Source organism: Treponema sp. Marseille-Q4523, from assembly GCF_016901105.1.
Lineage (GTDB): Bacteria > Spirochaetota > Spirochaetia > Treponematales > Treponemataceae > Treponema_D.
Window position 1 is genome coordinate 1 of record NZ_JAFEVM010000025.1, and the last position, 15752, is coordinate 15752.

The 15752-nt window shown below is 51.8% G+C and carries 12 protein-coding genes and 1 rRNA gene; 10 read left to right on the forward strand and 3 right to left on the reverse strand.

Features of this window, described 5'->3' with window-relative positions:
* Positions 1-5 precede the first annotated feature (5 nt).
* The 9 genes from rrf (at position 6) to JSQ97_RS08830 (ending at position 8235) form a co-directional block, all read left to right on the forward strand.
* Positions 6-117, forward strand: a 5S ribosomal RNA gene (rrf, locus tag JSQ97_RS08790).
* 273 nt (positions 118-390) lie between these two features.
* Positions 391-1089 (forward strand): purine-nucleoside phosphorylase, encoded by a 699-nt coding sequence (gene deoD, locus JSQ97_RS08795; RefSeq protein WP_205075711.1) that lies wholly within the window; start codon positions 391-393, stop codon positions 1087-1089.
* Between the two features lie 21 nt (positions 1090-1110).
* Positions 1111-2019, forward strand: a complete 909-nt coding sequence (locus JSQ97_RS08800; RefSeq protein ID WP_205075712.1) for a nucleotidyltransferase family protein — start codon at positions 1111-1113, stop codon at positions 2017-2019.
* 276 nt (positions 2020-2295) lie between these two features.
* Positions 2296-3252, forward strand: coding sequence for an ACP S-malonyltransferase (locus JSQ97_RS08805; protein WP_205075713.1), 957 nt, complete (start codon positions 2296-2298; stop codon positions 3250-3252).
* Positions 3252-3995, forward strand: coding sequence for a 3-oxoacyl-[acyl-carrier-protein] reductase (gene fabG / locus JSQ97_RS08810; RefSeq protein WP_205075714.1), 744 nt, complete (start codon positions 3252-3254; stop codon positions 3993-3995). Before JSQ97_RS08805 ends, fabG begins: the two co-directional genes overlap by 1 nt.
* A gap of 62 nt (positions 3996-4057) precedes the next feature.
* Complete coding sequence (gene fabF / locus JSQ97_RS08815; protein WP_205075715.1) at positions 4058-5308, forward strand: beta-ketoacyl-ACP synthase II; 1251 nt, start codon at positions 4058-4060, stop codon at positions 5306-5308.
* 122 nt (positions 5309-5430) lie between these two features.
* Positions 5431-5868 carry a 3-hydroxyacyl-ACP dehydratase FabZ gene (gene fabZ, locus JSQ97_RS08820; protein WP_205075716.1) on the forward strand — a complete coding sequence of 146 codons (438 nt, stop codon included), beginning with the start codon at positions 5431-5433 and terminating at the stop codon, positions 5866-5868.
* Between the two features lie 137 nt (positions 5869-6005).
* Positions 6006-6983 (forward strand): UDP-glucose 4-epimerase GalE, encoded by a 978-nt coding sequence (galE, locus tag JSQ97_RS08825; protein ID WP_205075717.1) that lies wholly within the window; start codon positions 6006-6008, stop codon positions 6981-6983.
* Positions 6984-7005: 22 nt separating this feature from the next.
* Positions 7006-8235: a M20 family metallo-hydrolase gene (locus tag JSQ97_RS08830; RefSeq protein WP_205075718.1), complete on the forward strand. Its 1230-nt coding sequence runs from the start codon at positions 7006-7008 to the stop codon at positions 8233-8235.
* A 130-nt stretch (positions 8236-8365) separates the two neighbouring features.
* Here the strand turns inward: JSQ97_RS08830 and JSQ97_RS08835 are convergent, their stop codons facing one another.
* Positions 8366-9625, reverse strand: coding sequence for an OmpP1/FadL family transporter (locus JSQ97_RS08835; protein WP_205075719.1), 1260 nt, complete (start codon positions 9623-9625; stop codon positions 8366-8368).
* Between the two features lie 188 nt (positions 9626-9813).
* Positions 9814-12678, reverse strand: coding sequence for an insulinase family protein (locus tag JSQ97_RS08840; RefSeq protein WP_205075720.1), 2865 nt, complete (start codon positions 12676-12678; stop codon positions 9814-9816).
* A 104-nt stretch (positions 12679-12782) separates the two neighbouring features.
* Between JSQ97_RS08840 and JSQ97_RS08845 the strand changes: the two genes are divergently transcribed.
* The gene (locus tag JSQ97_RS08845) at positions 12783-15023 is read left to right on the forward strand and encodes a DUF4954 family protein (RefSeq protein WP_205075721.1); all 2241 of its coding nucleotides are present in this window, start codon (positions 12783-12785) and stop codon (positions 15021-15023) included.
* A 5-nt stretch (positions 15024-15028) separates the two neighbouring features.
* Here JSQ97_RS08845 and thrH read toward each other — a convergent pair whose 3' ends face one another.
* Positions 15029-15634 carry a bifunctional phosphoserine phosphatase/homoserine phosphotransferase ThrH gene (thrH, locus tag JSQ97_RS08850; RefSeq protein ID WP_205075722.1) on the reverse strand — a complete coding sequence of 202 codons (606 nt, stop codon included), beginning with the start codon at positions 15632-15634 and terminating at the stop codon, positions 15029-15031.
* Positions 15635-15752: the final 118 nt, after the last annotated feature.

Below are 15752 nucleotides of genomic sequence, written 5' to 3' on the forward strand. Positions count from 1 at the left end.
TATTGCCCGGTGGCCATAGCGGGGAGGAAATACCCGTTCCCATTCCGAACACGGAAGTCAAGCTCCCTTGCGCCGATGATACTGCTCTAAATGCGGGAAAGTAGGCAGCTGCCGGGCTTTTTATTTTTATATGATAATTGCGGCGCATATACGGTGAGTTTGCAAAGCTAACTCGGTAGCGAGGCTAAGCCGAACGAAGTTCGAGCCGAGAGCACAGCGTTATGGGTTGATACTTTCTAAACTCGACCTATTAATAACAATCGATGTCCTTATCGTCTTGATGAAAACGAAGATCCGCATTCGTCATGTTCCTCGTCGCGTATCGTGTGTCTGTGACAGCCTGTAAAATCCGATTGCCTTTTCATCGATTACGCTTTATAATCGATAACTATGAGTACTCATATCAATGCACCTGAGGGGGCGATCGCGGAATCCGTTTTGCTTCCCGGCGATCCGCTTCGGGCAAAGTATATAGCCGAACATTTTTTGGAAAATGCCGCGCGCTATAACGAAGTGCGCAATATGTTCGGCTATACCGGCACGTACAAAGGAAAACGCATATCGGTGCAGGGAACAGGCATGGGGCAGCCTTCGCTTTCGATTTATGTGAACGAACTTTTCCAATTTTACGGCGTTCAAAAAGCGGTCCGCGTCGGTACCTGCGGCGCGATCCAAGCGTCCCTCGCATTGCGCGACACGATCCTCGTAAACGCCGCTTCGTCCGATTCTTCTCTTATGACGCAGCGTTTCGGCAATCTGCATTTTTCCGCATCCGCCGATTTTTCGCTTTTGCTTACGGCCTATGAGAGCGCAAAAAAGCTCGGCATAAAAGTCGCCGTCGGCCCCTGCGCGTCGAGCGATCTTTTTTACGATGAAAACCAAAATTGGAAAACGTGGGCGCGCTACGGCGTGCTCGGTATAGAGATGGAAGCGGCGGAACTGTATACGCTTGCGGCGAAGTTCGGACGGAAAGCGCTCGCGATCCTTACCGTGAGCGATCACATCGTTTCGGGCGGAGAGACGACGGCGGAAGAGAGACAGACGACCTTTGACAATATGATTAGGCTTGCGCTGGAAAGTCTTTTGTAAGCGGCGATTCGGGAGGTAAAGATGAAACCGACATTATTGGTTCTTGCGGCGGGAATGGGAAGCAGATACGGCGGGGTCAAACAGATCGACGCGGTAGGGCTGCACAACGAATGCCTGCTCGACTATGCGACGTACGATGCAAGGGAAGCGGGCTTCGGAAAGGTCGTTTACATTATCAGAAAAGATATCGAACACGATTTCCGCGAACGGCTGTTCGACCGCGTTGCGCGCAATTTCGATGCAACATACGTTTTTCAAACTCACGACAGTCTGCTTACCGAAGAAGAAAAGCGATTGTCTGTAAACCGTAAAAAACCGTGGGGCACGGTACATGCCGTACTCTGCGCAGAAGATGCGATCGCCTCTCCCTTTGCCGTCGTCAACGCGGACGACTACTACGGGAGGTCTGCTTTTAAAACGATCGGCACCTATCTTTCGGGGATCGCAAACGACAGCACCGCCCACGCGATGGTCGGCTATGTGCTCGGCAATACGATGAGCAAAAGCGGTTCCGTTTCCCGCGGCGTCTGCACGGTAAAAGACGGCTGTCTCGATTCCATCGTCGAAAACCTCAAAATCTATTATGAAGGAGAGGGCATCGTAAGCGAAATCGACGGCGAAAAAAAATCGATGACGGGAAAAGAATGGGTAAGTATGAATCTTTTCGGCTTTTCTCCCGCGGCATTCGATTCGTTTAATAAATTCTGGAAAGATTTTATCGCGCACAACGCAGAAAGCGAAAAAGCCGAAGCGCTTCTCCCCGTCGCCGCAGGCGAAATCGTCAAAAGCGGCAAAGGAAGCATCCGCTTTTTTACGTCGGACGAAAATTGGTTCGGCATGACTTATCCCGAAGACAAAGCGATCGTCAAAGCGGAAATCGCGAAAAAGATCGAAGCGGGGTATTATCCTGAAAAATTGTGGGATAAATAAATATACATCTCGAGAAACTCGCCTTCAATGATTTTTGAGATTTCGATGAAGTTATAACTTGCTGTATTATTGCAAGTTATAACTTCGCAGTTTCAAAGTTATCTGTAAATCGTCTCGTCTGTCCTCGAAACTCGTCTGTCACTCGTACGAAAATATCACGTGTTCTTGACAGTCCGCGATACTCGTCTTGACAAAACCCGTAATTTCACTATTATATAATTGTATTGAGAATGACAAAATACGGTGTTTTGTCATTCTGATTTTGACGAGGTACCAATGAAAAAATATGCTTTTTTGTTTCCGGGTCAGGGCGCACAGGAACCCGGCATGATGAAAGACGTGTGCGAATCTTTTCCCGAATCGCGTAAGCTGCTCGATTCCGTTTCATCGATTACCGGCAGAGATATGGCAAAGCTTTTATGGGAAACGGATCAGGCGGAACTGAGCCGCAGCGACAACAGTCAGCTCGCGATCACGTCCGCGTCTCTCATGGTTTCCGAAGCGTTGAAATCGAAGGGTATCGTGCCGTCCGCTGCTATGGGATTCAGCCTCGGCGAATTTCCGGCGCTCGGCATTTCGGGAGTCCTTTCATTTGAAGACCTCATCCGTGTCGTGCAAAAGCGCGGCGAGATAATGCAGCGCGTGTGCGAAGAGATCGCTTCCGCAAATGCAGGTCATGCTCCGGGTATGAGCGCAATCATCGGTTTGCCGCCTAAAAAGGTGCAGGAGATCTGCGGCGGTCTTAAAGATGTGTACGCCGCAAATTTAAACAGTGTCAAACAGACGGTTATCAGCGGTACGGCCGACGGTCTTGCCGCAGCCGAAAAAGCGTGTACCGAAGCGGGCGCGCGGCGTGCGATCAGGCTTTCGGTTGCAGGTCCCTTCCATTGTCCGCTCATGCAAAAAGCCGCCGACGAATTTGAAAAGGCTATCGCTGATGTGAGCTTTGCCGATCCTAAAATCGATTTGTTCAGCAACGTAACCGGAGAAAAAGTCGTCAAAGGAAGCGATGCGAAAAAAAATGCGGTGCTGCATTTGACGAATCCGGTGCGGTGGACTTTGGAAGAAAAAGTGCTCGCCGATGTCATGGATGCGGATCCCGCAAACGAATGGCGCGTACTTGAGCCGGGCGTCGGCAAAGTGCTGAGCGGGCTTTGGCGCGATTCTCCTTTCGGCGAAAAGCGGCCGAGTACACCTGTCAATTCGGCCGAATCGATAGGCGGAGTCGAGTGATGCTGCTTACAGGTAAAAAGGCGCTCGTCACGGGATCGAGCCGCGGCATCGGTCGAAAGATCGTAGAAACTTTTTTGCGCGAAGGCGCGGAAGTGTGGGGTCTCTGCTCGCATCCGTCGGAAGCGAAATCGGAGCTGGAACGGTTCGCCTCATCGCAGGGTACGGCTTTTCACGAACTTGCTGTCGATGCGGGAGATGCCGCCCGCCTTTCGGAAGTCGTTAAAGAAGCGCTTTCGGCTTCCGGGGGATTTGACGTGCTCGTCAATAACGCGGGCATCACGAAGGACGGTCTTTCGTTCCGCATGAAAATCGAAGATTGGCAAAAAGTTCTCGACGTCAATCTCACTGCGGTGTTCGTTGCAACGCAGATCGTTTCAAACGATATGATTCACAAAAAATCCGGTTCGATAATCAATATGTCGAGCATCGTCGGCATACACGGCGGGGCGGGGCAGGTCAACTACAGCGCGAGCAAAGCGGGTCTCATCGGCTATACGAAAAGCCTTGCAAAAGAAGTCGGTTCCCGCGGCGTACGCGTAAACGCCGTAGCGCCCGGCTATATCGAAACGGACATGACAAAGGCGGTGAATGAAAAAGCGCGCGAAGCGTGGGTCGCTCAGATCCCGCTCAAACGCGCGGGGCAAACCGAAGACGTCGCGAACGCGGTGCTGTTTTTGGCAAGCGATCTGTCGGCATACGTTACGGCCCAAGTGCTCGGCGTAGACGGCGGCATGGGTGCATGACGCTCGCGGTTTTAATTTAATAATTATTAATTTCTTGAATGAATAAACAGGAGTTTGCGGTTATGGAAAAGAGGCGTGTTGTTATAACGGGTATGGGAGCTGTTACCCCGATCGGAAATTCGGTTGCGGAAACGTGGGCTGCGGCAAAAGCGGGTAAAAGCGGAGTTGCGCTCATCACGCATTTCGATGCGAGTACGTTTAAGGCGCGATACGCGGGCGAAGTAAAAAACTTCGACGCGACCAAGTATATGAATCCCGAAGCGGCACGCAAAATGGCGCGCTTTTCGCAGTATGCGGTCGCCGCGGCAAAGATGGCGCTCGACGATGCGTCTATCGAAGCGAACAGCGATGTCATCAAAGACGCCGCGATCTTTATGGGCGTCGGTATCGGCGGCTTTGAAGTGAACGAAGAGTGCTGTATCAAATATTCTCAGAGTCCGCAGCACCGTCTGCCGCCTATGACGATCCCCGAACTGATCCCGAACGAAGCGTGCGGTAACATTTCTATGGCTCTCGGCATTCACGGGCCGGCACATACGGTGACGACTGCATGCGCGAGCGGTTCGGACGCACTCGGAGATGCACTCGATTTTATCAGAGGCGGCAGGCGCGATATTTGTCTGGCCGGCGGAGCCGAGAGTACGATCAACGGATTCGGCATCGCGGGCTTTGAAGTGCTCCACGCGCTTTCGACTTCCTTTGCGGACAATCCCGCAGCGGCAAGCCGTCCCTTCGACAAAAAGCGCGAAGGCTTTGTCATGGGCGAGGGCAGCGCGGTATTCGTTCTCGAAGAATACGAACATGCGAAAAAACGCGGAGCGAAGATATACGCCGAACTCGCAGGCTACGGCGGAACGAGCGACGGTTATCACTTGACCGCTCCGAACCCTGACGGCGTTTGGGGAGCGGCGGCTATGACGGAAGCGCTCAAAGACGCGGGTGTAAAGCCGGAAGAAGTGCAGTATTACAATGCGCACGGGACGGCGACGAAAAAGAACGACCCTTGCGAAACGCAGATGCTGAAGATCGCGTTCGGCGAAGAAAACGCGAAAAAGCTGCACATATCGTCGACGAAGAGCATGACCGGACACTGCCTCGGAGCTACCGGTGCAATCGAAGCGATGTTTGCAGTCAAAGCGATCGAAGAAAGTTTTATTCCTCCGACGATCAATCTCGACGAACAGGATGTCGAAGGCGGGTGCGATTTGAATTATACGCCGAACAAAGGCATCGAATGCAAAGTCGACTGTGCGATGAGTTCGACCTTCGGCTTCGGCGGACACAACGGCGTTATCGTACTGAAAAGAATTTAATATTTTCCTTTTTGTAAAACTGAATGGCGGGTTTGAAAACGAACAATATCGCCGAAAGCACGGCGTCAAAATTAATGTTTTCAAACTCGATATTCAGCCTGCAAACGCATTAGGGGGGACTTATGGTTACGAACGATATCGCATCTCTTTTACCGCACCGAAAGCCGTTTTTATTCGTCGACGAAATACTTTCGTGCGATGAAAAAGGCAGTGTAAGTACGCGGAAATTTACCGACGACGATTTCTTTTTTAAGGGACATTTTCCGCAGTATCCCGTCGTGCCCGGCGTTATCCTCGTTGAAACGATGGCGCAGGCGGGAGGAGCGGCGCTCAGCTTTCAAAAGAAATTTCAGGAAGGCAGTTTGTTTTTTCTCGCTACGGTCGATAAAGTAAAGTTTCGAAATCAAGTGCGTCCCGGCGATACGGTGCGCATGGAAATCACGAATCTGCGCGTTTCGGCTCACATGGTAAAACAGTCGGGCAAGGCCTATGTCGGCGACGTTTTGGCTGCGGAAGCCGAATGGATGTGCCTCGTCGGAAGCGAAAGCTCCGTGCAATGACTACAGCAACTTTTATCGATATATAAAAAAAGCAGATAAATCGATCGCATATCGCCGAGCCGAACGATCAGCGTGCGGATGGACTATGGCGGCTGCGCTGAAAATGCGCTATACTTACCGCTGTAGCGGAGGCATACATGAACGTGTTGGTAATCGGCGGCGCCGGATATATCGGCAGCCACGTCGTTAAAGAATTGATGAAGAAAAATCATCGCGTGACCGTTTTCGACAATCTTTCGAGCGGATTGCGCCAAAATCTTTTTAAAGAAAACGAATTCATATACGGAACGATTTTGATCCCCGGCGATTTGGATGCGGCCTTTGCAAAAGGCTTTGACGCTTTTATCCACTTGGCGGCTTTCAAAGCGGCAGGCGAATCGATGATCGCTCCCGAAAAATATTCTATTAACAATATCAACGGTACGCTCAATATCTTGAACGCAGCCGCCTCTCACGGCTGCAAGCGCATGGTGTTTTCGTCGTCCGCGGCCGTATTCGGAGAGCCGCAGTATCTTCCGATTGACGAAAGCCATCCGAAGCATCCCGAAAATTATTACGGCTATACGAAGCTTTCGATCGAAGAGTTTATGGCGTGGTACGAAAAACTGCGAGGTTTGCGTTTTGCAGCGCTCCGCTATTTCAATGCCGCAGGCTACGACGTCGACGGCGAACTCTCGGGTCTCGAACAAAATCCCGCAAACCTTTTGCCGGTGATCATGGAAGTCGCCTGCGGTATGCGCGAAAAGCTCAAAATATTCGGCAGCGACTACGATACGCGCGACGGAACCTGTATCCGCGATTACGTGCACGTAAGCGATTTGGCCGCCGCACACGTAAAAGCGCTCGAATACATCGCAGAGCACGACGAAAGCATTTCGGTAAATCTCGGAAGTGAAAAAGGCACGACGGTGACGGAGATGGTCGAAGCCGCGCGGCGCATCACAGGCCGCCCGATCCCTGCCGACTATGTCGCTCGCCGTGCAGGAGATCCCGCATCCCTCGTTGCGACGAGCAAATATGCGTACGAAAAACTCGGCTGGAAAGCGCGGTATTCCGATACGGATACGCTCGTCCGCACGACGTGGAACGCGTATCAAAAATACAATGCACAATAGTATTGCGCTGTGAGGTAAAAAAATGGATAAAGATACGAAACAAAAACTCTTCGATTATATTGCATCTTCGAAACGCGATATCGTCGCGCTCGAAACGCTTTTGACAAGCCATCCCGCCCTCGCTCCGGAAAACGGCGGACAGGGCGAAATCGAAAAATGCGAAGCGCTTATCGCGTGGCTGCGTGAACAAGGGTTTACGAATATCGAACGCTGCGATGCGCCCGATCCGCGCGTTGCAAGCGGCATACGACCGAACGCCGTCGTAACGCTTCCCGGCAAATCGGACGATTTTTCGGTGTGGGTTATGGCGCATTTGGATGTCGTACCCGTCGGCGAAAAATCGCTGTGGCATTCCGATCCGTGGAAAGTCGTCGAAAAAGACGGCAAGCTCTACGGGCGCGGCGTCGAAGACAATCAGCAGGGGCTCACGTCCGGCGTCTTTGCCGCCCTCGCGTATATGAAGTGCGGTATCATGCCCGAACACACGGTCAAACTTTTGTTTATGGCCGACGAAGAAGTGGGCAGCGAATACGGCATAAAATATTTATTAAAAGCGCACAAACTTTTCCGCAAAGACGATATCATTATCATTCCCGACGGCGGAGACGCAAAGGGCGAAACGATCGAAGTCGCCGAAAAAAATATTTTATGGCTCCGCTTCCGCGTAACGGGCAAACAGACGCACGGCTCGCGTCCCGACACCGGATGCAACGCCTGTCTTGCCTCCGATGCCCTTGCGCTTTCGCTCCACGATATGAAAGACGTGTTCGACAAACGCGATCCGCTTTTTACGCCCGACTGTTCGACCTTTGAGCCGACGATGAGGATGCAAAACGTAGCCGGCATCAATATCATTCCGGGAGAAGACGTGTTCTGCATGGACTGCAGGATCATCCCGTGCTATACGCTCAAAGAAGTGTACGCTGAAGTCGATAAGCGCTGCAAAGCGATAGAAAAAAAATACGGCGTAAAAATCGAATATACGATGCCGCAGGCAGGTGAATCGCCGGCAACTCCCGTCGACGCTCCCGTCGTGCAAAAGCTTTCCGAAGCGCTCAAAGCGGTGCACGGAAAAACCGCTCGGACGATCGGCATCGGAGGAGGCACCGTCGCAGCTCCGCTCCGGGAGCTCGGCTACAACGCCGCCGTATGGAGCACGCTAGACGACATGGCTCATCAAGGCGATGAATATTGCATTCTCGACAATATCGTTTCCGATGCACAGACGCTCGCATTTTTGTTCGGCGCATAAACGGCACGAAGATGCGATATCGCGAAAGTGTTATATACGAAAAAAATTAAGGGGCTGTCCTTTGTGAAGTTTTAACACCTTCCGGGACAGCCCCTTTTTCAACGGTTTCGCGTACCGATGATTAAAAAACTTATATGGGGAGCCGGTAGGTCGCACCGATGCTCGTCATAAAGATCTGCTTGTTGAGTTCGGTTTTTACGGCTCCGTCTTTGATATAATAATCCTGCTTAAAGTACTGTATGTACAAGAGGCCGAGCGTAAGCGTGAGGTTGTCGATAGGGCGGTATTCGACGCCGGTACCGATCGCGAGGCTGTCCAACACGGGGCTGAAAGCGCTGTTTACCGCTTTCTTTGTTCCCTGGTTGCCGTAGGACAGTCCTAAACTCGCCGTCACCTTATCGTTGATGTCGTAATCGGCTCCCGTCGCCAATTCCCACGAATCTTTGTAGTCTGATTTTCCGAGTACCGAATTGAGCTGTGCAAAGGAGTTGAAGTAGTAGTTAAAGCTTGCAGATACGTACAGCGGTTTCAGCACTTGGTAGCCCGCACCCATGTTCAGCGCCGCAGGCAAATCGGTATGGAATTTTTTACCGTTTACAACACCGATTGTAGACGCCACATTCCCTTTCGCGTTTTTTACTTCGTACTTCATATCGGAATGGAGCTGAAATTGTGTTGAGAGCGTGAGGGCGGGGAAGGGACGTACATCGATGCCGAACACGCCGCCGACGCCGAAAGCGCTTGCATCGTAGCTGATTTTATTTCCGCCGTTAGCACCGATAAAAACCGCATCATCGACTTTTAATTCCATTGTCTGAGTTGCCTGGAGCAGGCGCAGCGCGCCGGAAAAGGAGATAAAGTTTTTCAGGCAGTACGTAAATCCGATCTGCTCGCCGTAGGTCATGGACGAAATATCAAGCGAATGATCTTTCGGCTGGCTGCCGGGTAGACCGAGCAATGGAATACTTGTTACCGTTGTACCGTCTTTATACGAAAGTTTTCCGCCGCCGGCGTAGATGCCGAAATTTCCGAATACGGCAAAGGGTCCGTGTTTGTATACGATGTCGACGTTCGGGTAGAGCCATACGGCCGTCTTATCGCTGAAATCTTTTTTGTCTACGATATCAGGAGGGACTGCATTTGCAGGAAACGAGTTCGTGTATTTTTTAAATACGAATTGATTGCCCGCATCGAAGTACAAGCCGTCTTCCAAAAAGCCCGTACCCGCGATATTGTAAAAGACCGCTTCGGGGCGCTTCGTTTCCGCATTGCGGCTCGGATTTCGCAAGTATCCGGGATTCATATTCGTTTTGTTTTCAACACCGTTGGCAAAAGCCGCGGCTCCGACGACTGCAGCGACGAGCGCTGCGACGATGATCGATCTCTTCATGTTAACTCCTTGTTGTGTGAAGAATATAAAGACGGAAAAAGTGTAATTCTGGCGATAGTACGATGAGGTTTTGCATTGTTCTGTCGTACGATATCCATAGCAGATAACATTGATAATTTACTGTATTCCAAATCAAATGCCGTGTCAATCGTGCGAAACGATTTTGCGTATACGCACGAACATCGGATTTACCGTTTCGAATCTTTCGAATAGAGCCTGAGCGGCGCGGGTGCCCGAAAGTAAGCTTTGAAAACGGCGCAGGCTTCTTCGCGCGAAATATCGTCGATGATTTCGTAGGAGGCGAGATAGGTCTGCGCGTCGGTGAGCGCGTCTCCGCTTTCCGCCGCTTCGAGCCCTTCATGCATGAGGAGCGCCGTGCCGCGGTTTGTCTGCGTAGGCGAAAGCTCTTCCAGCACCCGGATGTTTTGTATTTCCGCTTTGACGCGCGCGAAGGTCGCATCGTCTTCGATTTCCGCGCCGAACGCCGCGATCGTTTCGGCGTAGCGTTTATCGATCGCATCGGTACGCCCGGCATGGGTAAAAGTGATGACGGCCGCCTGCATCGCATGTGTCGCTCCGTCCGTATGTACGGCGATATCCGCTGAGAGAGAGGCGGCATTTTTTCGAAGGCGATTTCGAAGCGCTGAAAGGAGCGCATTGAATATCGTTCGCTCTCTCGCATCGGTCGGAGACGGAAGCCAATACTGCACGGGATCGGAAAAATCCTTTGTCGGAACGAGCGTTTCGGGGCGGGGGCCCGCATCTTTTGCCGGCGTGTCGGTCAAAAAAAGATGGCGAAGTGCTACGGAAATCCGCTTGCCCTTTTCGTCGCTCGGAAAGACGGGGGTGGAGACTGCAGTCTTCGCTTTTTCGCGCGGCGTCTGCGGGGCGAGCATACCGAGAGAAGATGAGAGCGTATCGCGTATGATAAGGGGGGCGAAGCGGCCTGCAATGATGATCGTATAACGGCTCGCGTCGAGGAGCGACGGATAAGAGGCAAGTACATCGGCATACTGCGTATGCTCGAGGATATCGCTGTTGCTGTCGAACACCGCCGTGTACGGTGTACCGGGAAATAGTTCGGCGACGGCGCGGCTGTATAATTGATGAGCGGTGTTTCCGTCGCGCAGGCGCTTTTGCGAGCGCGCGTTGTACACAAGTCCGTCCGCTTGGGCGGGCCGTATGTCGCCGTAGATGAGCGCGCGCGATATGCACGGCATGATGACGCTCATATCGTCGGCAAAGCTTTCGATCGAAATCGTTCCGCTCGTTAAATCGATTTCCGCGCGGACGGAAGGCGTACCGTCGATCGTGCCGAGCGCTCTTTGCGTATCGATTTCTTTTTGGATATTGTCGGCGAGCGCATAGATGAGGAGCGAAAAAAAGCCGGGCTTCGACGCGGAACCGAGTTCTCCGCCGCTTACGGAAAGCATGACGAGGGCGGACGGCGAAGACGCGTTTTGTTTGCATACGACGGGGATGCCATTTGTAAGTGTAAACGACGAAAAGGCCGCACGGTTTTTCGCCCTGTAAAACGCTGCGGCGGAAACGTCGTCGGACGGCTCTTCCGCTTTTTCTTCGGCGAGATTTTCATCCGTTATGTTTTTGTACAATTCCTGCGTATACCACGATCCGTTTTTTTGCGTTACCGATTCATAGCCGGCATGTGCAAAAGCTTTTGCAAAGCGTTTGTAGACGCTGCTGTTGACGAGCACGAACACGAACGGCTCTTCGCTCGCATAGTCGGTTTCAAATGCCGCGGCGTCGAAATTGATGATATCGTCGGCGGCGTCGAAAATCTGCGAAACGAACGGTTCCGTTTTTTGCCCCGTACGATCGGATGCCCACTGTTCGGAAAGCGCGTTCATAAGGGATGCCGCATTACCGAATCGCATGCGATATTCTGCTGCGAGGTTTTGTTGTGCGCGCATGAGTTCCGCGCTCGATAAAGAACGAGGGGCATCTTTTACGCACGCGATAAAGGCGGCAGCCTGTTTGTCGGGAGACGTTTTCGATTTTTCGAAGAGCGATTGAAAGACGAGTCGCACTTCTCCGTTTTTATGCATTGAGGCGGCATCGATATAGTCTGACGAGCGGATACCGAGTTCTTTGCGCGACAGTACGGCCGATTTGAACGACGATGAGCGAAAGTTGAACGCTTCCGCCGCCATATCCGCCTGCGCCGCCGAAAGGGATGTATACTGCACGACGATCTGCGTCAAGTCGGATGAAAAGAGCGGGTCGCTGATGACGAATTTCCGCTTTTGTGTTTTGCGAGAAGCGGTTTCGGAAGCGGTTTTTGTCTGCGCGGGAACGACGACACCTGCAGGCCATGCGCCGAATGTCTTTTCCGCGGCTTTGAGCGCCGCTTCTTTTCGTATACCGCCGCTTATAAAGAGCGCGCTGTTCTGCGGCACATAGTAAGATCGGGCTATATGCATGAGGATCGAACGGACACCTGCGAGCGGCGTTTTCGTAAACAGAGCCGGGTAAACTCCCGAATCCCGTTTCCACGGGGCTGCAGCATAGATGCGCGCGTCTATGCTTGCGTTGATAAATCCCGCAGTGCTGAACGAATAATTCATCACTTCGCTTTTGAGCGCGGTAAATTGCGCCACTATGTTCGCATCGCTGAACGACGGGGAAAACGCGCAGTACGCAAGTTCGGAAAGCGCTTTTTCGATTTCACCCGGTGCGATCGTCACAACGCAGCGCACCGCATCCGCATCGCACGAAATCTTTGCCGAGTCGAGGATCCAATCGTCCTCCTGTTCGGGATACGAAGCTTTGCCCGCTTCCGCAAAGAGCCGCGTATAGAGCGGAAAAAATCCCGCCGTTTTCGGCGTCTGCTCTCTTGTGCCCGCCTTTACCGCGTATTCGATTCTGATCGGGGCGGCTGCGAAGTCTTCGAGTACGAACACTTGCATACCGTTTTGGAGCGTGTATTCGGCAAAGCCCCGGAGAATGCCTGCTTCATCGCCTGCAGCCGAAAAAATGCAAACGGCAAAAAGCAAAGTATAAATCTGCGCGCGCAATATTCGTCGAAACGTCATGGGAGCAGTATAGCGTAAAATATATTTTTTGACACGGATGGTCGGGATACGTGCCGTGTACGGTTTGACAAAGCGCCGTCTACGTATATACAATAAAAACAATTATGGTACAGGTAACGTATACGGATAAGCGATCGTTCTCCGTTCCGTCCGAGCTTACGGCGGGAAAGCGGGGTCTTACGAAAGAAGAAATCGAAGCGCTTGAAAAAAATCATAATACATCCGACGATCCTTTGTGGCAAAATTTTTACGTCGATGCCGAATGTTTTGATGCCTCTCTCATACGCGATTCGTCGTTTTCCGGTTTTATCGTCTTGGGAAAGCTCAAGCGCGCAATGCTTAAGTATCACGACCTCGAACTCGAAGAAGGTATCTACAATTCCAAATTGATAAACGCCGCGACCGGCGACGACAATGCGATCCGGAACGTCGCGTATTTTGAAAATTATCGGCTCGGAAAAAACGTCATGCTGTTCAATATACAGGAGATGAGCTGTACGCCGCATTCGAAATTCGGTGAAGGGATTTTAAAAAAGGACGAGCCTGAAGAAAACCGTATATGGATCGGAGTCGCAAACGAAAACGGCGGCAGGGAAGTGCTTCCGTTTAAAAGCATGATCCCCGCCGACGCGTATCTGTGGTCGCGCTATCGCGAAGACGGCGCCCTTATGAAACGCTTTGTCGCGCTCACGGAAAAAGGCACCGCAAGCGAAGAAGCGACATACGGAATTATTAAAAACAACGCCGTCATAAAAAATACGACGCTTTTAAAAGATGCCGAAATCGGAGAATGCGCGTACATAAAAGGCGCGTTCAAATTAAAAAACATCACGGTATTGTCCTCAGAAGCGGAACCGTCGCAGATCGGAGAAGGCGTCGAAATGGTAAACGGCATCATGGGATACGGAAGCCGCGTTTTTTATCAGGCGGTGGCGGTGCGCTTTGTTATCGGCAAAAACTGCCAGCTCAAATACGGCGCGCGGCTTTTGAATTCGGTGCTCGGAGACAATTCGACCGTGTCGTGCTGCGAAATTCTTAACAATTTACTATTTCCGTTTCACGAACAGCACCATAATTCGTCCTTTCTCATCGCGTCGACTATTATGGGACAGTCGAATATCGCATCGGGCGCGACGATCGGCAGCAATCACAATTCGCGCAGTCCCGACGGCGAGCTCGTCGCTTCGCGCGGATTTTGGCCTTCTCTTTCGAGCGATTTTAAACACAACAGCCGATTCGCGTCGTTCGTGCTCGTCGCAAAGGGGTCATATCAATACGAACTGGATATCCCGTACCCGTTTTCGCTCGTCGCGCTCGGAGAAAACGGAGACAGAAGCGTACGCATTTTTCCGGCGTGGTGGTTTATGTACGATATGTTTGCCCTCGTTCGAAACCGCTACAAATTCAAAAAGCGCGATAAGCGGGTCGTGCCGCTGCAGCACATTGAAACCGATCCCTTTGCACCCGATACGATGCAGGAAATTATGAGGGCACTCGATCGCATCGTTCGTTTGACGGCGAAAGAACGGATGCATTCTTCCGAACGGACGGACGTGAAAGAAGAGGCGGAAGACGACGGTGTGAACGAGGGCGGAGATCATTCGTCTGCAGACGGGCACGGTGCGGATGGCGACGTTGCGAGAGGCGTGATCGAAGCGGCAAGGATCGAAGAAGCGAAAGCGTTTTTTGAAAAAAATCCCGACGCCGATTTTACCCTTTCCGACGCGCAGTGCCAGAAAAGATACGGTGCGACGATATTTCGTCCGGCGTATGCGTATCACCAATACCGAAAAATTATTAAATATTTTGCCGCAAAAACGATAATCGAATATTGCGATGAAAACGATATCGCCTCCGTTTCTCCCGCTGTCCTTGCGGAAATTGCGCGGCATCCGCTGTACACCGAGTGGCTCAACGCGGGCGGACAGATCATCCCGCTCGAAAAAATCGATGAGCTGCGTGAAAAGGTAAAGGGCGGGGAGATTTCGAGTTGGGAAAAAGTGCACGCCTTTTACGATGCGTGTGCGGCTTCCTACCTCACCGACAAAACGCGCTATGCACTCTATCTTTTGGAATGCGTCTACGGCATTCCCTTTGAACGATGTACGGATGCGCAGTACCGCAACCTCGTCGAAAGCGTCGCTGCCGTTTCAAACGATATGTATGCGCTGTCGGTGTCGTCGCGTGAAAAGGATTATACCGATTATTACCGCAAGATGACCTACCGAAGCCGCGAAGAAATGGACGCGGTACTCGGCACGATCGACAGAGATGACTTTTTAACGATGCTGAAAGACGATACGGAGCGATTTAATAAAAAATTGCTCCGCGTATTCACGGTTTAAAACCGTCAGCGCCCCATCGCGTTTTTAATGCCGGTAAGGAGCTCCGAGTATTCGGTGTATGCCGGCAGAGAAGGATTATCCTTAATAATCTGCTCCGTCGATTTGAATAAAAATCCCGCTTTGGAAGCTTTGATCATCGCGAGGTCGTTAAACGAATCTCCCGCCGCGATCGTTTCGAAGCCGACCGACTGCAGCGCTTTTACCGTCGAAAGTTTGCTTTCGGGGCAGCGCATTTTGTAACCGGTGATCTTTCCGCTTGCATCGTGTTCCAGCGTATTGCAGAAAATCGTCGGACGACCGAGCTTTTCCATAAGCGGAGCGGCAAACTGCTCGAAAGTATCGCTCAAGATGAGCACTTGCGTAAACGAACGCAGTTCGTCGAGAAAATCTTTTGCGCCGGGCATCGGGTCGATTTTTTTAATCGTTTCGCGGATTTCGTTCAAACCGAGATTGTGTTTGTCGAGGATATCGATCCGGTAGCGCATCAGCGTATCGTAGTTCGGTTCGTCGCGCGTCGTGCGCCGCAGTTCGGGAATACCGGTCGCTTCGCTGAACGCGATCCATATTTCGGGGACGAGCACGCCCTCAAGGTCAAGACAAGTGATAAACATACGATTATTATATCGCATACGACCGTTTTGTGAAAGAGTGCGTGCGACTGAGTGCGGATGCCCCCCGGTCGATCTGCCGGCACTCGCCTTTTACTGTGCACAAAAGTAGACAGCTTGT

Bases quoted from the DNA above. Each gene is read 5' to 3' on its own strand.
- deoD (WP_205075711.1), top strand. From the start codon at position 391: ATGAGTACTCATATCAATGCACCTGAGGGGGCGATCGCGGAATCCGTT.
- JSQ97_RS08800 (WP_205075712.1), top strand. From the start codon at position 1,111: ATGAAACCGACATTATTGGTTCTTGCGGCGGGAATGGGAAGCAGATAC.
- JSQ97_RS08805 (WP_205075713.1), top strand. From the start codon at position 2,296: ATGAAAAAATATGCTTTTTTGTTTCCGGGTCAGGGCGCACAGGAACCC.
- fabG (WP_205075714.1), top strand. From the start codon at position 3,252: ATGCTGCTTACAGGTAAAAAGGCGCTCGTCACGGGATCGAGCCGCGGC.
- fabF (WP_205075715.1), top strand. From the start codon at position 4,058: ATGGAAAAGAGGCGTGTTGTTATAACGGGTATGGGAGCTGTTACCCCG.
- fabZ (WP_205075716.1), top strand. From the start codon at position 5,431: ATGGTTACGAACGATATCGCATCTCTTTTACCGCACCGAAAGCCGTTT.
- galE (WP_205075717.1), top strand. From the start codon at position 6,006: ATGAACGTGTTGGTAATCGGCGGCGCCGGATATATCGGCAGCCACGTC.
- JSQ97_RS08830 (WP_205075718.1), top strand. From the start codon at position 7,006: ATGGATAAAGATACGAAACAAAAACTCTTCGATTATATTGCATCTTCG.
- JSQ97_RS08835 (WP_205075719.1), bottom strand. From the start codon at position 9,625: ATGAAGAGATCGATCATCGTCGCAGCGCTCGTCGCTGCAGTCGTCGGA.
- JSQ97_RS08840 (WP_205075720.1), bottom strand. From the start codon at position 12,678: ATGACGTTTCGACGAATATTGCGCGCGCAGATTTATACTTTGCTTTTT.
- JSQ97_RS08845 (WP_205075721.1), top strand. From the start codon at position 12,783: ATGGTACAGGTAACGTATACGGATAAGCGATCGTTCTCCGTTCCGTCC.
- thrH (WP_205075722.1), bottom strand. From the start codon at position 15,634: ATGTTTATCACTTGTCTTGACCTTGAGGGCGTGCTCGTCCCCGAAATA.